Source organism: Pantoea sp. SGAir0418 (assembly GCF_043529865.1).
The window spans coordinates 3,168,833-3,191,636 of sequence record NZ_CP027911.1 but is presented as its reverse complement, the minus strand read 5'-3'; the positions used below and the strand labels follow the sequence as shown (position 1 = coordinate 3,191,636).

At 56.8% G+C, this 22,804-nt stretch carries 18 protein-coding genes; 16 read left to right on the top strand and 2 right to left on the bottom strand.

The features are described 5' to 3' along the window. Positions 1 to 152 precede the first annotated feature (152 nt). Together glnD and map are read right to left on the bottom strand one after the other, a co-directional pair. Positions 153 to 2,807: a bifunctional uridylyltransferase/uridylyl-removing protein GlnD gene (gene glnD, locus C1N84_RS15015; RefSeq protein ID WP_021507492.1), complete on the bottom strand. Its 2,655-nt coding sequence runs from the start codon at positions 2,805 to 2,807 to the stop codon at positions 153 to 155. A 197-nt stretch (positions 2,808 to 3,004) separates the two neighbouring features. Continuing rightward, the gene (map, locus tag C1N84_RS15010; protein ID WP_021507491.1) at positions 3,005 to 3,799 is read right to left on the bottom strand and encodes a type I methionyl aminopeptidase; all 795 of its coding nucleotides are present in this window, start codon (positions 3,797 to 3,799) and stop codon (positions 3,005 to 3,007) included. A 317-nt stretch (positions 3,800 to 4,116) separates the two neighbouring features. On the opposite strand from map, the gene rpsB reads away from it, so the two are divergent. The 16 genes from rpsB to dnaE all read left to right on the top strand — a co-directional run bounded on the left by rpsB (position 4,117) and on the right by dnaE (position 22,797). Next, a complete protein-coding gene (gene rpsB / locus C1N84_RS15005) occupies positions 4,117 to 4,836 on the top strand; it encodes a 30S ribosomal protein S2 (protein ID WP_031279692.1) in 720 nt (239 codons plus the stop codon). Positions 4,837 to 5,016: 180 nt separating this feature from the next. Further along, entirely contained in the window at positions 5,017 to 5,868 is an 852-nt protein-coding gene (gene tsf, locus C1N84_RS15000; protein WP_058759527.1) for a translation elongation factor Ts, read from the top strand. 153 nt (positions 5,869 to 6,021) lie between these two features. Next, positions 6,022 to 6,747, top strand: a complete 726-nt coding sequence (gene pyrH / locus C1N84_RS14995) for a UMP kinase (RefSeq protein WP_010616191.1) — start codon at positions 6,022 to 6,024, stop codon at positions 6,745 to 6,747. 148 nt (positions 6,748 to 6,895) lie between these two features. Continuing rightward, positions 6,896 to 7,453: a ribosome recycling factor gene (gene frr, locus C1N84_RS14990; protein ID WP_021507488.1), complete on the top strand. Its 558-nt coding sequence runs from the start codon at positions 6,896 to 6,898 to the stop codon at positions 7,451 to 7,453. 115 nt (positions 7,454 to 7,568) lie between these two features. Next, entirely contained in the window at positions 7,569 to 8,771 is a 1,203-nt protein-coding gene (gene ispC / locus C1N84_RS14985) for a 1-deoxy-D-xylulose-5-phosphate reductoisomerase (RefSeq protein WP_264441619.1), read from the top strand. 205 nt (positions 8,772 to 8,976) lie between these two features. Continuing rightward, positions 8,977 to 9,729 (top strand): (2E,6E)-farnesyl-diphosphate-specific ditrans,polycis-undecaprenyl-diphosphate synthase, encoded by a 753-nt coding sequence (gene ispU / locus C1N84_RS14980; RefSeq protein ID WP_058759529.1) that lies wholly within the window; start codon positions 8,977 to 8,979, stop codon positions 9,727 to 9,729. A gap of 18 nt (positions 9,730 to 9,747) precedes the next feature. Then, positions 9,748 to 10,605 (top strand): phosphatidate cytidylyltransferase, encoded by an 858-nt coding sequence (gene cdsA / locus C1N84_RS14975; protein ID WP_010616187.1) that lies wholly within the window; start codon positions 9,748 to 9,750, stop codon positions 10,603 to 10,605. Between the two features lie 12 nt (positions 10,606 to 10,617). After that, complete coding sequence (gene rseP, locus C1N84_RS14970) at positions 10,618 to 11,967, top strand: sigma E protease regulator RseP (RefSeq protein WP_058759530.1); 1,350 nt, start codon at positions 10,618 to 10,620, stop codon at positions 11,965 to 11,967. A 51-nt stretch (positions 11,968 to 12,018) separates the two neighbouring features. Beyond that, positions 12,019 to 14,430: an outer membrane protein assembly factor BamA gene (bamA, locus tag C1N84_RS14965; protein ID WP_021507483.1), complete on the top strand. Its 2,412-nt coding sequence runs from the start codon at positions 12,019 to 12,021 to the stop codon at positions 14,428 to 14,430. A 113-nt stretch (positions 14,431 to 14,543) separates the two neighbouring features. Next, positions 14,544 to 15,041, top strand: coding sequence for a molecular chaperone Skp (gene skp / locus C1N84_RS14960; RefSeq protein ID WP_021507482.1), 498 nt, complete (start codon positions 14,544 to 14,546; stop codon positions 15,039 to 15,041). 3 nt (positions 15,042 to 15,044) lie between these two features. Next, positions 15,045 to 16,070, top strand: a complete 1,026-nt coding sequence (gene lpxD, locus C1N84_RS14955) for a UDP-3-O-(3-hydroxymyristoyl)glucosamine N-acyltransferase (RefSeq protein ID WP_264441618.1) — start codon at positions 15,045 to 15,047, stop codon at positions 16,068 to 16,070. A 194-nt stretch (positions 16,071 to 16,264) separates the two neighbouring features. Further along, the gene (gene fabZ / locus C1N84_RS14950) at positions 16,265 to 16,720 is read left to right on the top strand and encodes a 3-hydroxyacyl-ACP dehydratase FabZ (protein ID WP_013507953.1); all 456 of its coding nucleotides are present in this window, start codon (positions 16,265 to 16,267) and stop codon (positions 16,718 to 16,720) included. A 3-nt stretch (positions 16,721 to 16,723) separates the two neighbouring features. After that, positions 16,724 to 17,512: an acyl-ACP--UDP-N-acetylglucosamine O-acyltransferase gene (lpxA, locus tag C1N84_RS14945; RefSeq protein ID WP_021507480.1), complete on the top strand. Its 789-nt coding sequence runs from the start codon at positions 16,724 to 16,726 to the stop codon at positions 17,510 to 17,512. Positions 17,513 to 17,515: 3 nt separating this feature from the next. After that, positions 17,516 to 18,664, top strand: coding sequence for a lipid-A-disaccharide synthase (lpxB, locus tag C1N84_RS14940; RefSeq protein WP_058759532.1), 1,149 nt, complete (start codon positions 17,516 to 17,518; stop codon positions 18,662 to 18,664). After that, complete coding sequence (gene rnhB, locus C1N84_RS14935) at positions 18,657 to 19,283, top strand: ribonuclease HII (protein ID WP_058759533.1); 627 nt, start codon at positions 18,657 to 18,659, stop codon at positions 19,281 to 19,283. Before lpxB ends, rnhB begins: the two co-directional genes overlap by 8 nt. A gap of 31 nt (positions 19,284 to 19,314) precedes the next feature. Beyond that, positions 19,315 to 22,797 (top strand): DNA polymerase III subunit alpha, encoded by a 3,483-nt coding sequence (gene dnaE, locus C1N84_RS14930; protein ID WP_264441616.1) that lies wholly within the window; start codon positions 19,315 to 19,317, stop codon positions 22,795 to 22,797. Positions 22,798 to 22,804: the final 7 nt, after the last annotated feature.

Below are 22,804 nucleotides of genomic sequence, written 5' to 3'. Positions count from 1 at the left end.
ATTGCGGATGCACGCCAGCTGGCGTGCAGAGTAAAATTATCGGGCAAACATCCTTCATGCTGCAGAACGGTGGCGCGCCCATTGCGGCGAGATCCACGGATGGGCCGGGTCACCAGGCCAATGCATCGGCAACGTGAAGAATGGAAGCCGGGTCACATTTTATCGTTTGGATTAAGTACCTCTGTCAACCGTTGTTGCAGCACGGAGCGCATTTCGGCATCCAGCGCACGTCGTTCGCTGTTGGCAAGGATGAACAAATCCTCCACCCGTTCGCCGATGGTACTGATGCGGGCGCCGTGCAGCGAAACACCGAGGTCAGCAAACACTTCGCCGACGCGCGCCAGCAAACCTGGCTGGTCCAGCGCCACCAGCTCCAGATAGCTGCGGCGGTCAGTATGGGTGGGCAAAAAGTTGACTTCGGTATCGACGCTGAAGTGTTTCAGACGTGACGACGGCCGGCGCGTACGCGGTGGCACCCACTGCGTTTGCGTGATCGCCTGCTCCAGCGCCTGGATAATCAGCGGATGGCGATCCGCTGCCAGCGGACTGCCGTCCGGCTCCAGCACAATAAAGGTGTCCATGGCCATGCCGTCGCGGCTGGTAAAGATCTGCGCATCGTGCACGCTCAGATTACGGCGATCGAGTTCTCCGGCTACGGCGGCAAACAGGTAAGGGCGATCCGGGCTCCAGATGAAGATCTCGGTGCCGCCGCGCGTGGCCTGCGGGCTCACCAGCACCAGCGGTTTGCTGAGGTCATGATTGATCAGATGCCGCGCGTGCCACGCCAGCTGGTTGGGCGTATGGCGCAGGAAGTAGTCGGCGCGGCAGCGGCTCCAGATATGGTGCAGGCGCTCTTCGTTGAGATTTTCCATGCGCAGTAGCGCCAGCGCCTGCAGCCGGTGATGACGCACGCGCTCGCGCAGATCCGGGCTGTTCTCCATACCGCGGCGCAGCTGTTTTTCGGTGGCGAAGAACAGCTCACGTAGCAGGCTCTGTTTCCAGCTGTTCCACAGGCTTTCATTGGTGGCACAGATGTCGGCAACCGTCAGGCAGGCCAGATAGCGCAGCCGGTTTTCATTTTGCATCACTTCAGCAAACTGCTGAATCACCGTGGGGTCCTGAATGTCGCGACGCTGAGCAGTCACCGACATCAGCAGGTGATGACGCACCAGCCACGCCACCAGCTGCATTTCGCGCGAATTGAGGCCGTGCAGCTCAGCAAAGTCCAGCGCGTCCTGCGCGCCAAGAATCGAGTGGTCGCCGCCGCGCCCTTTGGCGATATCGTGCAGCAGCGCGGCCATCAGCAGCAGCTCCGGCTGTGGCAGGCGCGGCCACAGCTCGACGCACAGCGGGTGCATCGGGCGCGTGGCTTCGTCGGCAAAACTTTCCAGCTTCTGCAACACGCGGATGGTGTGCTCATCCACGGTGTAGGCGTGGAACAGGTCGAACTGCATCTGGCCGACAATGTTGCCCCACAGCGGCGTATAGGCCCACAGTACGCTGTGGCGATGCATCGGCAGCAGCGCGCGCTTTACCGCGCCAGGGTGGCGCAGAATCGCCATAAAGGTGCGGCGCGCTTCGGGGATCTGACATAACGGCTGTTGCAGATGACGGCGGGCGTAGCGCAGCTGGCGCAGCGTGGTGGAATAGATGCCGGTGATGGTTTCGTTACGCACCATCACGTAAAACATGCGCAGAATCGCCTGCGGCTCGCGCTCAAACAGCGTGGGATCGCGCAGGTCAATCAGATTACCGCGCAGCTGAAAATCCTCATCGATGCTGCGCGGCTTCTCGGTGGTCGACAGCGCCAGAATGGCTTCGTCAAACAGCTGCAGCAGCATCTGGTTCAGCTCGCCGATACGGCGCGTGACGCGATAGAAATCTTTCATCATGCGCTCAACCGGCTCATTGCCTTCGCCGCCATAGTTGAGGCGCTGTGCCACGTTGAGCTGACGATCGAACAGTAAGCGGTTATCGTAGCGCGGCAGCGTCAGGTGCAGCGCGAAACGGATGCGCCAGAGAAATTCCTGGCACTCATTAATCTCATTGCGTTCGGCTTCAGTGAGAAAGCCAAAGCCGACCATCTCATCCATGGTGGTGGCGCCAAAGTGGCGGCGCGCGACCCACTGCAGAGTATGAATGTCGCGCAGCCCGCCCGGGCTGCTTTTGATATCCGGTTCGAGGTTGTAGCTGGTGCCGTGATAACGCTGATGGCGTTCCAGCTGCTCCTCAATTTTGGCGGCGAAGAAGCGTGACGACGGCCAGAAACCGTCGCTGAAGATATTCTTTTGCAGTTCGAGAAACAGCGCCACGTCGCCGGTCAGCATGCGCGACTCAATCAGGTTGGTGGCGACGGTGAGATCCGACAAGCCCTCCAGCAGACACTCTTCCAGCGTGCGTACGCTGTGGCCGACCTCCAGCTTGAGATCCCACATCAGCGTCAGCAGTTCTGAGGTGCGCTGCGCGGCAGCTTCGTCCAGTGGCTGACGGCTCAGGATCAGCACGTCGATGTCCGACAGCGGATGCAGCTCGCCGCGGCCATAGCCGCCCACCGCCACCAGCGCGATCTCTTTCATCTGGTCAAAGCCAAACAGCCGCCACAGCCGGCGCAGCAGGCGATCGATAAACAGCGTGCGCGCATCAATCAGCGATTCAATATCGCTGCCGGCGTCAAAAGCGCTGCCCAGATGCTGCTGGAACTGTTCAAGATACTGTTTGAGTTTGTCGCGCGTCAGCGCGTCGTCTGGCCAGCTGGCGGGGGAATCGGTCAGGCCTTTGTGTACTGCTTCGGTCACGCTACCACTCATCAACATGCCTCTTCTGCGCCATAAAAAGCGGGCTTAACGCCGTGATGCCGTTCAGTTAGCCACCGTCCGTGACATCACCGCAGTAGCGGCGCGGGTTAACGCGCAACTGATGGCGCCGCTACGGGAGGTGCAGGGATGGGTGAACCTAAACTGACAGGCGTTCGTTTTGAGCCGGCCTGTTATCCTGATGACGAGCGTTACGCGTTGTTTTCCAGCACCGCTGGAATAGTGTCGTCGGCGCGCAGCGTCAGGATCTCACAGCCGTTTTCCGTCACCACAATAGTATGCTCATACTGTGCGGACAAGCTGCGATCTTTGGTTTTCACCGTCCAGCCATCTTTCATGGTGCGGATGCGATAATCACCGGCGTTTACCATCGGTTCGACGGTAAACGTCATGCCAGCCTGCAGCACCACGCCGCTGTCGTCGGCATCGTAATGCAGCACCTGCGGCTCTTCATGGAAGCCTTTACCGATGCCGTGTCCGCAATACTCGCGGACCACGGAAAAATCCTGTGCTTCCACGTATTTCTGAATCGCCCGGCCCAGTTCACGCAGGCGAATGCCCGGCTTCACCAGACGCAGCGCAATGTACAGGCTCTCCTGCGTAACCCGGCACAGGCGCTCGCCCTGAATCGTCGGTTTGCCGACGATGAACATCTTTGACGTATCGCCATGGTACTCATCTTTGATCACCGTGACGTCGACGTTAACGATATCCCCGTCTTTCAGCACGCGATCGTCGCTGGGAATACCGTGACATACCACTTCGTTGACCGAAATACACACTGATTTCGGGAAACCGTGGTAGCCGAGACAGGCTGAAATGGCCTGCTGCTTTTCGGTGATGTGCTGGTGGCACAGACGGTCAAGCTCGCCGGTGGTGACGCCTGGCACGACGTGTGGAGCAATCATCTCCAGCACTTCTGCAGCCAGACGGCCCGCCACGCGCATTTTTTCGATTTCTTCTGGGGTTTTGATTGAAATGGCCATTAAATAATCCGCAATCGCCGCAATTTTCGACAATAATGAGTTCTGTGGCAGTCATGTTAGCAGTCAGCAAATGGGCTGCCAAATCGGGATTATACCCTGCCGCTCATGCTAACAACTGTTGGCGTATTCCTGCGCATTGTGGTATAAAGCGCGCCGACGATTCTCTGTCACCTCGTATGAGAGGGCAGGAAACGCATAAATCTCATTATGTGTACTAAAACACACATGTATCGACACGTACGCCGGGGTGCCTCGTAAGAGGTCGGTTGTATGGGATACATGGAGGCCCAACCCCAAACAAACTTTTAGAGGTAATCATGGCAACTGTTTCCATGCGCGACATGCTCAAGGCTGGTGTTCACTTCGGTCACCAGACCCGTTACTGGAACCCAAAAATGAAGCCATTCATTTTTGGTGCGCGTAACAAAGTTCACATCATCAACCTTGAGAAAACCGTACCAATGTTCAACGAAGCCCTGGCTGAGCTGAACAAGATCTCTTCCCGTAAAGGTAAGATTCTGTTTGTTGGTACCAAGCGCGCTGCTGCCGAAGCGGTAAAAGAGTCTGCGCTGAGCTGCGACCAGTTCTTCGTTAACCACCGCTGGCTGGGTGGTATGCTGACCAACTGGAAAACCGTTCGTCAGTCAATCAAACGCCTGAAAGATCTGGAAACTCAGTCTCAGGACGGTACTTTCGACAAACTGACCAAGAAAGAAGCACTGATGCGTGCTCGTGAGCTGGCCAAGCTGGAAAACAGCCTGGGCGGTATCAAAGATATGGGCGGTCTGCCGGATGCACTGTTCGTTGTTGACGCTGACCACGAACACATCGCAATCAAAGAAGCAAACAACCTGGGTATCCCGGTATTTGCTATCGTTGATACTAACTCTGATCCAGACGGCGTTGATTTCGTTATCCCAGGTAACGACGATGCGATCCGTGCTGTAAGCCTGTACCTGACTGCCGTTGCCACTACCGTGCGCGAAGGCCGTTCACAGGACCTGGCTGAGCAGGCTGAAGAAGCTGCTGAAGCTTAATAAGGTTCGCTCTTTCTGAGAGCCCTTAGACATCAGATGTGATCTGTTAAGGGGCCGTGAAGGCCCCTTTATTTATCTCACTTAGTCACGCACCCTGTTCGGGCTGGCGGGGCAAGTAAATTTTCCGCAACAAGTTTCTGACAGTGTGAAAGCACTGCGAGACGAATCGAGGATTCTGGAATGGCTGAAATTACCGCTGCACTGGTAAAAGAACTGCGCGAGCGTACTGGCGCAGGCATGATGGACTGCAAAAAAGCGCTGACCGAAGCGAACGGCGACATTGAGCTGGCGATCGAGAACATGCGCAAGTCTGGTGCGATCAAAGCCGCTAAGAAAGCAGGCAACGTGGCTGCTGACGGCGTGATCAAAACCAAAATCGCTGGCGACTATGGCGTGATTCTGGAAGTGAACTGCCAGACTGACTTCGTGGCAAAAGATGCCGGTTTCCAGGCCTTTGCTGACAAAGTGCTGGACGCTGCTGCTGCCGGTAAAGTGACTGATGTGGAAGTTCTGAAAGCGCAGTTCGAAGAAGAGCGCGTGGCACTGGTTGCGAAAATCGGTGAGAACATCAACATCCGTCGTGTTGCTGTCCTCGAAGGTGCTGAGCTGAACGGCTATCTGCACGGCGCGCGCATCGGCGTACTGGTTTCTACCACCGGCGCTGATGAAGAGCTGAGCAAGCAGATTGCGATGCACGTTGCTGCCAGCAAGCCAGAGTTCGTGAAGCCAGAAGACGTTTCTGCTGACGTGGTTGAGAAAGAGTACCAGGTTCAGCTGGACATCGCGATGCAGTCTGGCAAGCCAAAAGAGATCGCAGAGAAGATGGTTGAAGGCCGTATGAAGAAATTCACCGGCGAAGTCTCTCTGACCGGTCAGGCTTTCGTTATCGATCCGAGCAAAACTGTTGGCCAGGCGCTGAAAGAGAAAGGCGCTGACGTGATCAACTTCATCCGCTTCGAAGTGGGCGAAGGCATTGAGAAAGTCGAATCTGACTTTGCAGCCGAAGTTGCTGCCATGTCCAAACAGTCTTAATGGTTTGCAGGAACCGCCGAGAGGCGGTTCTTTTTTGTCTGCGTTTTGGCGCAGCAATTTTCAGTCTCATCCCAATAGCTTTTCTCACGCGCTAAGCGGATGATCGATCAGATTTAACTTCTCATTCATCTTATCTTCCAGGAAGAATTGACCATGGCGACCAACGCAAAACCTGTATATCAACGTATCTTACTGAAACTGAGCGGCGAAGCACTGCAGGGTGCCGAAGGTTTTGGTATCGACGCGAGCGTACTTGACCGTATGGCGCAAGAGGTGAAAGAGCTGGTTGAGCTGGGCATTCAGGTGGGTGTGGTAATTGGTGGCGGTAACCTGTTCCGTGGCGCGGGTCTGGCGCAGGCAGGTATGAACCGCGTGGTCGGCGACCACATGGGGATGCTGGCGACCGTGATGAACGGCCTGGCAATGCGTGACGCACTGCATCGTGCGTACGTTAACGCGCGCCTGATGTCGGCGATTCCGCTGAACGGCGTGTGTGATAACTACAGCTGGGCAGAAGCCATCAGCCTGCTGCGCAATAACCGCGTGGTGATCTTCTCTGCCGGTACCGGCAACCCGTTCTTTACCACCGACTCAGCGGCCTGCCTGCGCGGCATCGAAATCGAAGCGGACGTGGTACTGAAAGCCACCAAGGTCGACGGCGTCTACTCAGCCGACCCGGTGAAAAATCCGGATGCCACGCTGTACGAACAGCTGACCTACGGTGAAGTGCTGGAAAAAGAGCTGAAAGTGATGGATCTGGCCGCCTTTACGCTGGCGCGCGACCATCAACTGCCGATCCGCGTCTTCAATATGAACAAGCCTGGCGCGCTGCGTCGCGTGGTGATGGGTGAAAAAGAAGGCACCCTGATTACGCATTAATACCCGACGCAGGATAAAATAAGGTATATTCTGTTGGCGCGCTGCACTGCTGTCGCGCAGCATTCAGGATGATCGATGTTTATCGATACCGTTTCCGTTCCGCTGCGTCCGGAAGTGGCCAGGTCAAACCGAATCCAAGGGTTTCAACGTGATTAACGATATTAAAAAAGATGCTGAAACGCGCATGGACAAATGCGTGGAAGCATTCAAAAACACCATCAGCAAAGTGCGCACCGGTCGTGCTTCGCCTTCACTGCTCGACGGCATCGTTGTGGAATATTACGGTACGCCAACGCCGCTGCGTCAGCTGGCCAGCGTCACCGTTGAAGATTCACGCACGCTGAAAATCAACGTGTTCGATCGCTCAATGGGTCCGGCAGTCGAGAAAGCTATCATGGCTTCTGACCTCGGCCTCAACCCAAGCTCAGCCGGTAGCGACATTCGTGTTCCACTGCCTGCGCTGACCGAAGAGCGTCGTAAAGATCTGATCAAGGTTGTGCGTGGCGAAGCCGAGCAGGGCCGTGTTTCCGTGCGCAACGTGCGCCGTGACGCGAACGACAAGATCAAGGCGCTGCTGAAAGACAAAGAGATCAGCGAAGACGACGAACGTCGCTCGCAGGACGAGATCCAGAAAATGACCGACGTTCGCATCAAGCACGTTGATGCGGCGCTGGCCGAGAAAGAGAAGGAACTGATGGAATTCTGATTCCGTCATTTGCCTGACAAAACGCCGTTCAGAGACGTAGTACGACTCTGGCGGCGTTTTACATTGTGCCCGGCGTACGCGCGGGCGCGCACCACGACTTCACAGGGACAGCACCATGAAGCGATTAACTCTGCTGGGTTCGACCGGCTCAATTGGCACCAGCACGCTGGCGGTAGTGGCGGCGCATCCTGAGCGCTATCAGGTGACTGCGCTGGTGGCCGGTCAGAATGTGGCGCTGATGGCCGAACAGTGTCAGCAATTTAAACCGCGCTACGCGGCGATGTCCGATGACGCTTCCGCTGCGGCGCTGCGTGAACGACTGAAAGCACTCAACATAGATACGGAAGTGCTCTCCGGCGTTCAGGCCGCCTGCGAACTGGCCGCGCTGGATGAGGTCGATCAGGTGATGGCCGCCATTGTGGGCGCTTCCGGTTTACAACCGACGCTGGCCGCCATTCGCGCCGGCAAAACCGTCCTGCTTGCCAATAAAGAATCGCTTGTCACATGCGGCCGTTTGTTTATGGAGGCGGTGCGCCAGCATCAGGCGCAGTTGCTGCCGGTTGACAGCGAGCACAACGCCATTTTTCAGAGTTTGCCCGCTTCCATACAGCATCAGTTGGGGTACGCTGATCTGCGTGAGAATGGCATCGAGTCGATTCTCCTTACGGGATCGGGTGGTCCTTTTCGTGACACGCCATTAGCCGAGCTGGCCGCTATGTCGCCAGATCAGGCCTGTGCGCATCCGAACTGGTCAATGGGGCGTAAAATCTCCGTTGATTCGGCCACCATGATGAATAAAGGTCTTGAATACATTGAAGCCCGCTGGCTGTTTAACGCCACCGACGCACAAATGGAGGTCATCCTGCATCCGCAGTCGGTGATTCACTCCATGGTGCGATACTGCGACGGTAGCGTGCTGGCGCAGCTGGGTTCACCCGATATGCGCACGCCAATCGCCCACAGCATGGCCTGGCCGGCACGTATTACCGCAGGCGTAACGCCGCTTGATTTCACCCGAATGAAGGCGCTGACGTTTGCTGAGCCGGACTACGAACGCTATCCCTGCCTGAAGCTGGCAATCGATGCATGCGCAACCGGACAGGCGGCCACCACCACGCTGAACGCAGCCAATGAAGTCGCGGTAGCGGCATTTCTGCAGCATCAGATTCGCTTTACCGATATCGCGGCCATCAACAGTGAAGTGCTGGCAACCCTGCAGTGTCAGGAGCCGTGCAGCGTGGATGACGTGATGGAGATTGATCGGATCGCACGCGTGCGGGCCACGGCGTTGCTGCCGCGCTTTCGTTTAGCCGGTTGATGGTGGCGCTATTTGTTCGCTCAGGGTGAAAATGGTATAGTCGCTCGCTCGCGTTTTACGGCCCGACGAAAATGGTATAGTCGCTCGCTCGCGTTTTACGGCCCGACATTGTTTCGATGTCATCCGGTGAGGTTACCGGCGTTTGCCGCAGGCGCAATGTATTCAGAAACCACAGCATTTCTGATGAAAGGAATTATTACGCGTTATGTCGTCCAACAATCACAATACAATCGATGACGGGTCGTACTGCACGCCACGTCACGTGGCCATCATTATGGATGGTAATGGTCGCTGGGCAAAAAATCAGGGCAAACTGCGTATTTCAGGCCACAAAGCCGGGGTAAAATCAGTACGCCGGGCTGTCAGCTTTGCGGTCAGCAACAAGCTGGAAGCGCTCACGCTCTATGCGTTCAGCAGTGAAAACTGGAGCCGACCGGTACAGGAAGTGACGGCCTTAATGGAATTGTTTGTCTGGGCGCTCGACAGCGAAGTCAAAAGCCTGCACAAGCACAATGTGCGTCTGCGCATTATTGGTGATATCAGCCGTTTCAATAACCGCATTCAGGAACGCATTCGCCGCGCCGAGGAACTGACTCAGCAAAATGATGGACTCACCCTCAACATTGCTGCCAACTATGGCGGCCGTTGGGATATTATCCAGGGTGTAAAAAAACTGGCTGAACAGGTTCAGGAAGGACTGCTACGTCCTGACCAGATAACTGAAGAAAGTCTGGCTCCGCATCTGTGTATGCAGGAGCTGGCGCCGGTGGATTTAGTGATAAGGACCGGGGGAGAGCATCGGATCAGCAACTTCCTGCTGTGGCAGATCGCCTATGCTGAGTTTTGGTTTACCGATGTTCTCTGGCCTGATTTTGATGAACACGTTTTTGAAGGTGCACTGAATGCATTCTCTCTGCGGGAGCGACGCTATGGCGGCGCTGCACCAGGCGGCGCCTGAGCAACCTGGGGGTAACCTTTGCTGAAGTCTCGTCTGATCACCGCGTTTATTCTGATTCCGCTGGTGATCGCTGCTCTGTTTTGGTTGCCGCTGTCCGGTTTTGCGATTACCACCATCATCATCTGCATGCTTGCCGCCTGGGAGTGGGGGCAGCTGGCGGGGATGGCAACGCGTCAGCAGCGTATCTGGCTGGCGGTGCTATGCGGCCTGCTGCTGGCGGTGATGCTGTTCACCCTGCAACCCTATCAACGTAATCTGCACCAGTTCCAGATGGAGAGCTCGCTCTGGGCCTCGCTGGGCTGGTGGATTGTCGCGCTGTTTCTCGTGCTGTTTTATCCGGCCTCCGCTGCGCTGTGGCGCGCATCGCGTCCGCTGCGCCTGCTGTTTGGCGTGCTGACCGTGGTGCCGTTCTTCTGGGGCATGATGGCGCTGCGCCAGTATCACTATGACACCGACCATTTCGCCGGCGCCTGGTGGCTGCTGTTCGTGATGTTCCTCGTCTGGGGCGCGGATTCCGGTGCTTACATGTTTGGTCGTCTGTTCGGCAAGCATAAGCTGGCGCCGAAAGTCTCGCCGGGCAAAACCTGGGAAGGCTTCTTTGGCGGACTGCTGTCATCGGCGATTATCGCCTGGCTGTTTGCGCTGCTGGCCCCGCTGTCGGTGGCGCCGGGCACGCTGATTATCTGCGCCGTGATTGCCACGCTGGCCTCCGTGCTGGGCGATCTCACGGAAAGTATGTTCAAACGTGAAGCCGGTATCAAAGACAGCGGTAACCTGATTCCGGGGCACGGTGGTATCCTCGATCGCATTGATAGCCTGACAGCCGCGGTGCCGGTATTTGCCTGCCTGCTGCTGCTGGTGTTCCGCACCCTCTGAGGATAAGCGACGATGTTGAGCATACTCTGGAGTTTTGTCGCCTTTATCGTGGCGCTCGGCGTGCTGATTACGGTGCACGAGTTCGGCCACTTCTGGGTAGCGCGTCGCTGCGGTGTCAAAGTAGAACGCTTCTCGATCGGTTTCGGCAAAGCCCTGTGGCGTCGCACTGACCGCCAGGGCACGGAATACGTGATCGCGCTGATTCCGCTCGGTGGCTACGTCAAAATGCTCGACGAGCGCGTAGAGAGCGTGCCCGCTGAGCTGCGTCATCAGGCCTTCAACAATAAAACCGTGCTGCAGCGTGCCTCAATCATTGCCGCCGGTCCCATCGCCAATTTCATCTTTGCCGTGTTTGCCTACTGGGTGGTGTTCATCCATGGTGTGCCGGGTGTTCGCCCGGTGGTCGGCGAAATTATGAGCGGTTCCGTCGCGGCAGAAGCGCAAATTACCTCCGGCATGGAACTTAAAGCGGTTGACGGTATCGAAACGCCTGACTGGGATGCTGTGCGCCTGGCGCTGATCGGTAAAATCGGCGACAGCAGCGCCACGCTGACCGTGTCACAGTTTGGTCAGCAGGCGACGCAGCAGAAACAGCTCAATCTGCGTGACTGGCAATTTGAACCGGACAAACAGGACCCGGTGGTCGCTTTAGGTATTCGACCGCGCGGGCCGCAAATCGAAACCACGCTGGCAGAAGTGCAGGCGCGTTCACCGGCAAGTGCTGCCGGTTTGCAAGCCGGCGACAGGATCGTTAAAGTCGATGGTCAGCCATTAACGCAATGGCAGGTTTTTGCGGCTCAGGTTCGGGATAATCCCGGCAAAAACATGGCGCTGGAGGTTGAGCGTAACGGTGAACCGTTAACGCTGACGCTAACGCCGGAAGCGAAACCGGGCAACGCAGCGGAAGGTTTTGCCGGGGTGATCCCGCGTGTGATCCCGCTGCCGGATGAGTACAAAACGGTAAAACAGTACGGACCTTTCGCCGCGATTGGTGAAGCCGGTGTCAAAACCTGGCAACTGATGAAGCTGACGGTTTCGATGCTGGGCAAGTTGATAACCGGGGACGTCAAGCTGAATAACCTGAGCGGGCCAATTTCGATTGCGCAGGGTGCCGGATTATCAGCTGAATATGGGGTGATTTATTACCTGATGTTCCTCGCGCTGATTAGCGTCAACTTAGGGATCATCAATCTGTTCCCTCTGCCGGTTTTAGATGGTGGACATCTGCTCTTTCTGGCGATCGAAAAGATCAAAGGTGGACCGGTGTCCGAGCGAGTTCAGGACTTCAGTTATCGCATCGGCTCAATTTTGCTGGTGCTTTTAATGGGGCTTGCACTTTTCAATGATTTCTCTCGCCTGTAATCGCTGGAACGCAGACAGGCGCGGGATGTGTTAGGAAAACGCATAACAACGATGGCGATGAAAAAGTTGCTCATAGCGTCGCTGCTGTTTAGCAGCGCCACCGTTTACGGTGCAGACGATTTCGTAGTGAAGGACATTCATTTCGAAGGTCTACAGCGAGTCGCCGTCGGCGCGGCTCTGCTCAGCATGCCGGTACGCGTCGGTGATACGGTGAATGATGATGACATCAGAAACACCATTCGCTCACTGTTCGCTACCGGTAACTTTGAAGATGTCCAGGTTCTGCGTGACGGCACCACCCTGATTGTTCAGGTGAAGGAACGTCCGACCATTGCCAGCATCACCTTCTCCGGTAACAAAGCGGTGAAAGAGGATCAGCTGAAGGAGAACCTTGAGGCCTCCGGTGTGCGCGTCGGCGAAGCGCTTGACCGCACCACGCTCTCTTCCATCGAGAAGGGGCTGGAGGACTTTTACTACAGCGTCGGTAAATATACCGCCAGCGTCAAAGCCATCGCGACGCCGCTGCCGCGTAACCGTGTCGATCTGAAATTCGTCTTCCAGGAAGGCGTCTCGGCCAAGATCCAGCAGATCAACATTGTCGGCAACAAAGCGTTCAGCTCAGACGAACTGATCTCCCGCTTCCAGCTGCGCGATGAAGTGCCGTGGTGGAACGTGGTGGGCGATCGTAAATACCAGAAACAGAAACTGGCGGGCGATCTCGAAACCCTGCGCAGCTTCTATCTGGATCGCGGTTATGCGCGTTTCAATATTGATTCCACGCAGGTGAGCCTGACGCCGGACAAGAAAGGCATCTACATCACCGTCAACATCACTGAAGGCGATCAGTACAAGATTGCCGGCGTGATCGTCAACGGCAGCATGGCGGGCCACTCGGCGGAAATTGAGCACCTGACGCAGATTCCAAACGGTGAGCTGTATAACGGCACCAAAGTCACCCAGATGGAAGATGACATCAAGAAGCTGCTGGGCCGTTATGGCTACGCCTATCCACGCGTGGTGACGCAGCCGGAAATCAACGATGCGGATAAAACCGTTAAGCTGCACATCAACGTTGATGCCGGTAACCGTTACTACGTGCGTAAAGTGCGTTTTGAAGGTAACGACACCTCGAAAGATGCCGTACTGCGCCGCGAAATGCGTCAGATGGAAGGCGCATGGCTGGGCAGCGACCTCGTCGATCAGGGCAAAGAGCGCCTGAACCGTACCGGTTACTTCGAAACCGTGGACGTTGATACCCAGCGCGTTCCGGGCTCGCCAGACCAGGTTGACGTGGTTTACAAAGTCAAAGAGCGTAACACCGGTACCTTCAACTTTGGTGTGGGTTACGGTACGGAGAGTGGCGTCAGCTTCCAGGTTGGCGTGACCCAGGAGAACTGGCTCGGCACCGGTAATACCGTCGGCATCAGCGGTACCAAGAACGACTACCAGACTTACGCAGAATTCTCACTCACCGATCCGTACTTCACGGTGGACGGTGTGAGCCTCGGCGGCCGCCTCTTCTACAACGACTTTAAAGCGGATGATGCTGATCTCTCCGACTACACCAACAAAAGTTACGGTGTGGACGGTACGCTCGGCTTCCCGGTTAACGAAAACAACACGCTGCGCGTCGGCTTAGGTTATGTGCACAACGACCTGTCCAACATGCGTCCGCAGGTGGCGATGTGGCGTTACCTTGACTCGGTGGGTCGTCATCAGGGGCTGAATGATGACGGTGATTTCTCTGCGGATGACTTCACCTTCAACTACGGCTGGACGTACAACACGCTCGATCGTGGTTTCTTCCCGACGCGCGGTAACCGTACCAACCTGAACGGTAAAGTGACCATCCCGGGCTCTGATAACTCGTTCTACAAAGCGACGCTGGACACCCAGCAGTACGTGCCGCTGAACCGTGATGGCACCTGGGTGGTGCTGGGTCGTGGCCGTGTTGGCTACGGTGACGGACTCGGTGGCAAAGAGATGCCGTTCTATGAGAACTTCTACGCCGGCGGTTCCAGCACCGTGCGTGGCTTCCAGTCCAACACCATTGGTCCGAAAGCCGCTTATCTGAACGATCGTTCGTCGAGCTGTAATCTGACCGATCCGGACGGCATCTGTAAGTCTGACGATGCGGTGGGCGGTAACGCCATGGCGATCGCCAGCCTTGAGCTGATTACGCCAACGCCGTTCCTGAGCGAAAAATATGCAAACTCAGTACGTACCTCGGTATTTATGGATGCCGGTACCGTCTGGGATACCAAGTGGCAGAACACCGCGGAAACCCGCGCGGCGGGCATTCCGGACTACAGCGACCCGAACAACATTCGCGTCTCTGCCGGTCTTGCGCTGCAGTGGATGTCGCCACTTGGACCACTGGTGTTCTCCTACGCACAGCCAGTGAAAAAAGTCGAGGGAGACAAAGCAGAACAGTTCCAGTTTAACATCGGTAAAACCTGGTAAGGTTCTGAGCACGGAAGCAGAGTCGTAGTACGGCATCGCGCCGGCGCCAGACGGGAGCCGGACGATGCCAACACTGTGTCGCTGACACAAACGTTGATGGTAAGGAGTTTATAGTGAAAAAGTTGTTGTGTGCCGCAGGTCTGGGTCTTGCTTTAGCGGTTTCCGCGGGCGTTCAGGCTGCTGACAAAATTGCAGTGGTAAACGTGTCCAGCATTTTCCAACAGTTACCGCAACGTGCGACCGTTGCTAAACAGCTGGAAAACGAATTCAAGGGCCGTGCCACTGAGCTGCAGAGCCAGGAGCGCGATCTGCAGACTAAAATGCAGAAACTGCAGCGTGATGGTTCAACCATGAAGGCCAGCGACCGCAGCCGCATGGAAAAAGACATCATGTCACAGCGCGAAGCATTCTCGACGAAAGCGCAGGCTTTCGATCAGGATAACCGCCGTCGTCAGATGGAAGAGCGTAACAAACTGCTGAGCCGTATTCAGGACGCAGTGAAGAAAGTGGCGGACAGCGAAGGGTATGACGTGGTAATCGACGCCAATGCCGTTGCCTATGCTTCTAACGCGAAAGACATTACTGCTGACGTGCTGAAACAGGTTAAATAATCGATGTCATCAATTCGACTGGCTGATTTAGCCCAGCAGTTGGATGCAGAATTGCACGGAGATGGCGATATCGCCATCTCCGGCATTGCTTCTATGCAATCCGCCACCCCTGGTCAAATCACTTTTCTTGCCAACAGCCGCTACCGCGAGCAGCTCGCACAGGTTCAGGCCTCAGCCGTGGTGCTGACGGAAGCGGATCTGGAGTGGTGTAAAACCGCCGCGCTGGTGGTGAAAAACCCTTACCTGACTTATGCCCGCATGGCACAACTGCTGGACACCACGCCGCAGCCCGCGCAAAATATCGCGCCCAGCGCCGTGATCGATCCGAGCGCGAAGCTGGGGAGCAATGTCTCGGTGGGCGCTAACGCGGTCATCGAGTCCGGCGTTGAGCTGGGTGATGACGTGGTGATTGGCGCCGGCTGCTTTGTCGGCAAGCGCACGCGCATTGGCCGTGGTTCCCGTCTGTGGGCCAACGTTACGGTTTATCATGAGATTCAGATGGGTCAGGATTGTCTGATTCAGTCTGGCACCGTGATTGGTGCCGATGGTTTCGGTTATGCTAACGACCGCGGCAACTGGGTGAAAATTCCTCAGCTGGGCACCGTGGTGATTGGCGATCGGGTAGAAATTGGTGCCTGTACCACGATCGATCGCGGTGCGCTGGATAACACTCTGATCGGCAATGGTGTTATCATAGACAACCAGTGTCAGATTGCGCACAACGTCGTGATTGGTGATAACACCGCGGTTGCCGGTGGTGTGATCATGGCGGGTAGTCTGAAGATTGGGCGTTACTGTATGATTGGCGGAGCCAGCGTCATTAACGGCCATATGGAAATCTGTGACAAAGTGACGGTAACCGGCATGGGCATGGTCATGCGTCCCATCACAGAGCCTGGGGTATACTCATCGGGTATCCCGCTGCAACCCAACAAAACCTGGCGTAAAACGGCAGCGCTGGTGATGAACATCGATGACATGAGCAAACGCTTAAAAGCCATCGAACGCAAGGTCGGCAAAGACGACTGAGCACATCCCGGCTCTACCCGCTTTCATAATAAAGCAGCGTACCTTCTTTCACCTCGGGGTTAACCAGAGTGCGGCAGCAGGTATCATGGTAAGCGAAACGCCACTGAACTGATTTGCGGCCTGCGAAAGATCATTTTGATCGGTGCAGGCCGTGTTATTGTTGCCATCAGATTTTTTAGGACAGGAAGAGTATTTTGACAACTGAAACGCATACTCTGAAAATTGAAGAGATTTTAGAACTGCTGCCGCACCGCTACCCGTTTTTGCTGGTTGACCGCGTGCTGGAATTTGAAGAGCATAAATATCTGCGTGCGGTAAAGAACGTTTCTGTTAATGAACCGTTTTTCCAGGGACACTTCCCTGGTAAACCGATTTTCCCAGGCGTTCTGATCCTGGAAGCGATGGCGCAGGCGACCGGTATTCTGGCGTTTAAAAGCGTTGGAAAACTGGAACCGGGCGAGCTGTACTATTTCGCCGGTATCGACGAAGCCCGTTTCAAGCGTCCGGTAGTGCCGGGCGACCAGATGATCATGGAAGTCACCTTCGAGAAGACCCGCCGTGGCCTGACGCGCTTTAAAGGCGTGGCAACCGTAGACGGTAAGATTGTCTGTGAAGCGACCATGATGTGTGCCCGTAGCCGGGAGGCATAATTAGTGATTGATTCAACCGCCAGCATCCATCCAACGTCCATCATTGAAGAAGGTGCGGTGATCGGCGCCAACGTCCAAATCGGTCCGTTTTGTGTTGTCGGAGCGAACGTGGAAATTGGTGAAGGCACGGTGCTGAAATCGCACGTGGTGGTGAATGGCCACACGCGTATCGGTAAAGATAACCAGATCTACCAGTTCGTTTCGATTGGCGAAGTGAATCAGGATCTGAAATATGCCGGTGAACCGACCCGCGTTGAAGTCGGCGATCGCAACCGCATCCGCGAGAGCGTCACCATTCATCGTGGCACCACGCAGGGTGGCGGCCTGACCAAAGTCGGCAGCGACAACCTGCTGATGGTCAATGCGCACATTGCTCATGACTGCGTGATCGGCAATCGCTGTATTCTGGCCAACAACGTAACGCTGGGCGGCCACGTTACCGTGGATGATTTTGCCATCATCGGCGGCGTGACGGCGGTGCACCAGTGGTGCACCATTGGTGCCCACGTGATGGTAGGCGGTTGTTCCGGCGTCGCGCAGGACGTGCCGCCGTATGTGATTGCGCAGGGCAACCATGCCACGCCGTTCGGTGTCAATATCGAAGGCCTGAAGCGTCGTGGCTTCAGCAAAGAAGCACTGCACGCCATTCGTAACGCGTACAAGCTGCTGTACCGCAGCGGTAAAACGCTGGATGAAGTGAAGCCGGAGATTGAAGAACTGGCCAAACTTCATAGCGAAGTGCAGCCTTTCTACGACTTCTTTGCCCGTTCTACCCGTGGATTGATTCGTTAATTCATGTCAGTGCGTCCCTTAACGATTGCCCTGGTCGCCGGAGAAACCTCCGGCGATATTCTTGGTGCCGGATTGATTCGTGCGCTGAAAGCGCGCCATCCTGACGCGCGCTTCGTTGGCGTTGCCGGTCCGCTGATGCAGGCCGAAGGCTGCGAAGCCTGGTACGAGATGGAAGAGCTGGCGGTAATGGGCATCGTTGAGGTGCTTGGCCGCCTGCGCCGTTTGCTGCACATCCGCAAGGATTTAACCCAGCGCTTTACCGAGCTGCGGCCGGATGTCTTCGTCGGCATCGATGCCCCGGATTTCAACATCACGCTGGAAGGCAACCTCAAGCGTGCCGGCATTCGCACCATTCATTATGTCAGTCCCTCCGTGTGGGCCTGGCGACAAAAGCGCGTGTTCAAAATTGGCCGCAACACCGATCTGGTGCTGGCGTTTCTGCCTTTTGAAAAAGCGTTTTACGATCGCTACAACGTGCCGTGCCGCTTTATCGGGCACACCATGGCCGATGCGATGCCGCTGCAGCCGGACAAACTGGCCGCGCGGCGTGAATTAGGCATCGCTGACGATGCGCTGTGCCTTGGCCTGCTGCCGGGCAGCCGTGGCGCGGAAGTGGAGATGCTCAGCGCCGATTTCCTGCGCGCTGCACAGCTGCTGCGCCAGCGCTATCCGGCGCTGGAGATCGTGGTGCCGCTGGTTAACGCGAAGCGGCGCGCGCAGTTCGAGCAGATTAAAGCCAGCGTCGCGCCGGAATTGCCGATGCACCTGCTGGATGGCAAAGGGCGCCAGGCGATGATCGCCAGCGACGCGGCGATTCTGGCTTCCGGCACTGCAGCGCTGGAGTGCATGCTGGCGAAATGCCCGATGGTGGTGGGCTATCGTATGAAGCCGTTCACCTTCTGGCTGGCGAAGCGGCTGGTGAAAACCCCGTACGTTTCGCTGCCTAACCTGCTGGCCGGCCGTGAGCTGGTGCAGGAGCTGCTGCAGGAGGAGTGCCAGCCTGCAGCGTTAGCCGCGGCGCTGGAGCCGCTGCTGCATGCCGGTCCGGAGCGTGACGCGCTGCTGGCCACTTTCACCCAATTGCATCAGCAGATTCGCTGGAACGCCGACGAACAGGCGGCGGATGCGGTACTGGAGATTGCCAATGGCTGAATTTATCTATCCTGATGCCCGGCTGATTGCCGGCGTTGATGAAGTCGGACGTGGCCCGCTGGTCGGTGCCGTGGTGACCGCCGCCGTGATCCTCGATCCAGCGCGGCCGATTGCCGGCCTGGCGGATTCCAAAAAGCTGTCTGAAAAGCGCCGCCTTGCGCTGTTTGATGAAATCAAAGAGAAAGCGCTGGCGTGGAGCCTGGGCCGCGCTGAACCGGAAGAGATCGATCAGCTGAACATCCTGCACGCCACCATGCTGGCGATGCAGCGCGCGGTTGCCGGTCTGCATATTGCACCGGATTTTGTCCTGATTGATGGCAACCGCTGTCCGGCGCTGCCGATGCCGTCGCAGGCGGTGGTGAAGGGCGATAGTCTGGTGCGGGAAATCAGCGCCGCCTCGATTATTGCCAAAGTCACGCGCGACCGTGAAATGGCCGAGCTGGACCTGCTGTTTCCGCAGTACGGTTTCGCCCAGCACAAAGGCTATCCGACCGCGCTGCACATGGAAAAACTGACGCAGTTTGGTGCCACACCTCACCACCGCCGCAGCTTTGCGCCGGTGCGTAACGCCCTGATTGATGCTGATGTGCTGGCCGCGCGCCAGCCGACTACGCTTTAATAGCCTGACGCTGTTTTAACCGGAAACTGATATGGCTGAACCTCGTTTTATACATCTGCGCGTACACAGCGATTACTCCATGGTCGATGGTCTGGCCAAGACCGGGCCGCTGGTAAAAAAGGCGGCCGCGCTCGGCATGCCCGCCATTGCCATCACCGACTACACCAACCTGTGCGGGCTGGTGCGCTTTTATGGCAGCGCGCACAGCGCCGGTATCAAACCGATCGTCGGGGCCGACTTCCAGGTGGCCAGCGATTTGATGGGCGATGAGCTGACGCAGCTCACCGTGCTGGCCGCTAATAACACCGGTTACCAGAATCTGACGCTACTGATTTCGCGCGCTTACCAGCGCGGATACGGTATCGCCGGACCGATTATCGATCGCGACTGGCTCCTGGAGCTGGGCGAAGGGGTGATTCTGCTGTCGGGCGGACGGCGCGGCGACGTTGGTCGCAGCCTGCTGCGCGGCAATAACGCGCTGGTGGCGCAGTGCCTGAGTTTCTACCAGCAGCATTTTCCCAACCGCTATTACCTGGAACTGACGCGCACCGGCCGGCCAGACGAAGAGGCGTATCTGCACGCCGCGGTGGAACTGGCGATCGCTGAATCGGTGCCGGTGGTGGCCACCAATGAAGTCTGCTTCCTGAATGAAGAAGATTTCGATGCGCACGAAATCCGCGTAGCGATTCACGACGGCTACACGCTGGACGATCCCAAACGTCCGCGCAACTACAGTCCTCAGCAATATATGCGCAGCGAAGAGGAGATGTGCGAGCTGTTCTCGGACATCCCGGAAGCGCTGGAAAACAGCGTAGAGATTGCTAAGCGTTGTAACGTCACGGTGCGCCTCGGCGAATACTTCCTGCCGCAATTCCCGACCGGCGACATGTCGACCGAAGATTTTCTGGTGATGAAGTCGCGCGAAGGGCTGGAGGAGCGCCTGGCGTTTCTCTTCCCGGATGAGCAGGTGCGTGCTGAACGCCGGCCGGAGTATGACGAGCGTCTCGACATCGAGCTCAACGTCATTAACCAGATGGGTTTCCCCGGCTACTTCCTGATCGTGATGGAGTTTATCCAGTGGTCGAAGGACAACGGCATTCCGGTCGGGCCGGGGCGTGGTTCCGGCGCCGGTTCGCTGGTGGCCTACGCGCTGAAAATTACCGATCTCGATCCGCTGGAGTTTGACCTGCTGTTCGAACGTTTCCTTAACCCGGAACGTGTCTCGATGCCCGACTTCGACGTCGACTTCTGCATGGAAAAACGTGACCAGGTGATCGATCACGTGGCTGAGATGTACGGCCGCGATGCGGTGTCGCAGATTATCACCTTTGGTACCATGGCGGCGAAAGCGGTGATTCGCGACGTCGGCCGGGTGCTGGGGCATCCGTACGGCTTTGTTGATCGCATCTCAAAACTGATCCCGCCGGATCCCGGCATGACGCTGGAAAAAGCGTTCCAGGCGGAACCGCAGCTGCCGGAGATCTACGAAGCTGACGAAGAGGTCAAAGCGCTGATCGATATGGCGCGCAAGCTGGAAGGGGTCACGCGTAACGCTGGCAAGCACGCCGGTGGCGTGGTCATTGCGCCGACCAAAATCACCGATTTTGCGCCGCTGTACTGTGATGAGAACGGCCAGTTCCCGGTCACCCAGTTCGATAAAAACGACGTGGAATACGCCGGACTGGTGAAGTTTGACTTCCTCGGCCTGCGCACGCTGACCATCATCGACTGGGCGCTGAAGATGATCAATCCGCGGCGCGAAAAGCAGGGTTTACCGCCGATCGATATCGCCGCCATCCCGCTGGATGACAAAAAAAGCTTCGACATGCTGCAACGCTCGGAAACCACCGCGGTATTCCAGCTTGAATCGCGCGGCATGAAAGATCTGATCAAGCGCCTCAAGCCGGACTGCTTCGAAGATATGATCGCACTGGTAGCGCTGTTCCGTCCGGGGCCGCTGCAGTCGGGCATGGTCGATAACTTTATTGACCGTAAGCACGGCCGTGAAGCCATCTCTTACCCGGATATTCAGTGGCAGCATGAGAGCCTGAAGCCCGTGCTGGAGCCGACCTACGGCATCATCCTGTATCAGGAACAGGTGATGCAGATTGCGCAGGTGCTGTCCGGCTATACGCTGGGCGGCGCGGATATGCTGCGTCGTGCCATGGGTAAAAAGAAGCCGGAGGAGATGGCCAAGCAGCGTTCGGTGTTCCAGGACGGTGCTGAGAAGATGGGTATCAACGGCGAACTGTCGATGAAAATCTTCGATCTGGTGGAGAAGTTCGCAGGCTACGGCTTTAACAAGTCGCACTCTGCTGCTTATGCGCTGGTCTCCTATCAGACGCTGTGGCTGAAAGCGCACTATCCGGCCGAGTTCATGGCGGCGGTGATGACCGCCGATATGGATAACACCGAGAAGGTGGTTGGACTGGTGGATGAGTGCTGGCGCATGGGGCTGAAAGTGCTGCCGCCAGACATTAACTCCGGGCTCTATCCGTTCCACGTCAACGATGACGGGGAGATCGTGTACGGCATCGGCGCCATCAAAGGCGTGGGTGAGGGGCCGATCGAAGCGATCCTCGAAGCGCGTAATCAGGGCGGCTACTTTAAAGAGCTGTTTGATCTCTGCGCGCGCACCGACACCAAAAAGATCAACCGTCGCGTGATGGAAAAACTGATCATGTCCGGCGCGTTCGATCGTCTTGGCCCGCACCGCGCCGCGTTGATGAGCGCGCTGGGTGACGCCCTGAAGGCGGCGGATCAGCATGCCAAAGCCGAAGCGACGGGACAGGCGGATATGTTCGGCGTGCTGGCCGAAGAGCCCGAGCAGGTTGAGCAATCTTATGCGGCCATTACGCCGTGGCCGGAACAGGTGCAGCTGGATGGCGAGCGTGAGACGCTCGGTCTGTATCTCACCGGCCATCCGATCAATCAGTATCTGAAAGAAATTGAGCGCTACGTTGGCGGCATGCGCCTGAAAGACATGCATCCAACAGAACGTGGTAAAGTGACCGTTGCGGCCGGGCTGGTGATTGCCGCTCGCGTCATGGTCACCAAGCGCGGCAACCGAATTGGTATCTGTACTCTTGACGACCGCTCTGGCCGTCTCGAGGTGATGTTATTTACCGATGCGTTAGATAAATACCAGCAGCTGCTGGAGAAGGACCGTATCCTGATCGTCAGTGGACAGGTCAGCTTTGATGACTTTAGCGGTGGGCTTAAAATGACCGCCCGGGAAGTCATGGACATCGACGAAGCGCGGGAAAAATACGCGCGCGGACTTGCTATCTCGCTGACGGACAGGCAAATTGATGACCAGCTTTTAAACCGTCTCCGCCAGTCTCTGGAGCCTCATCGCTCCGGGACCATTCCGGTGCATCTCTATTATCAGAGAGCAGATGCGCGGGCGAAGCTGCGCTTTGGTGCAGCGTGGCGTATTTCGCCCAGCGATCGTTTACTCAACGATTTGCGGTCGTTAGTAGGGTCGGAGCAGGTGGAACTGGAGTTTGACTAAAACAGGA

Bases quoted from the DNA above. Each gene is read 5' to 3' on its own strand.
- glnD (WP_021507492.1), bottom strand. From the start codon at position 2,807: ATGAGTGGTAGCGTGACCGAAGCAGTACACAAAGGCCTGACCGATTCC.
- map (WP_021507491.1), bottom strand. From the start codon at position 3,799: ATGGCCATTTCAATCAAAACCCCAGAAGAAATCGAAAAAATGCGCGTG.
- rpsB (WP_031279692.1), top strand. From the start codon at position 4,117: ATGGCAACTGTTTCCATGCGCGACATGCTCAAGGCTGGTGTTCACTTC.
- tsf (WP_058759527.1), top strand. From the start codon at position 5,017: ATGGCTGAAATTACCGCTGCACTGGTAAAAGAACTGCGCGAGCGTACT.
- pyrH (WP_010616191.1), top strand. From the start codon at position 6,022: ATGGCGACCAACGCAAAACCTGTATATCAACGTATCTTACTGAAACTG.
- ispC (WP_264441619.1), top strand. From the start codon at position 7,569: ATGAAGCGATTAACTCTGCTGGGTTCGACCGGCTCAATTGGCACCAGC.
- ispU (WP_058759529.1), top strand. From the start codon at position 8,977: ATGTCGTCCAACAATCACAATACAATCGATGACGGGTCGTACTGCACG.
- rseP (WP_058759530.1), top strand. From the start codon at position 10,618: ATGTTGAGCATACTCTGGAGTTTTGTCGCCTTTATCGTGGCGCTCGGC.
- bamA (WP_021507483.1), top strand. From the start codon at position 12,019: ATGGCGATGAAAAAGTTGCTCATAGCGTCGCTGCTGTTTAGCAGCGCC.
- lpxD (WP_264441618.1), top strand. From the start codon at position 15,045: ATGTCATCAATTCGACTGGCTGATTTAGCCCAGCAGTTGGATGCAGAA.
- lpxB (WP_058759532.1), top strand. From the start codon at position 17,516: ATGTCAGTGCGTCCCTTAACGATTGCCCTGGTCGCCGGAGAAACCTCC.
- rnhB (WP_058759533.1), top strand. From the start codon at position 18,657: ATGGCTGAATTTATCTATCCTGATGCCCGGCTGATTGCCGGCGTTGAT.
- dnaE (WP_264441616.1), top strand. From the start codon at position 19,315: ATGGCTGAACCTCGTTTTATACATCTGCGCGTACACAGCGATTACTCC.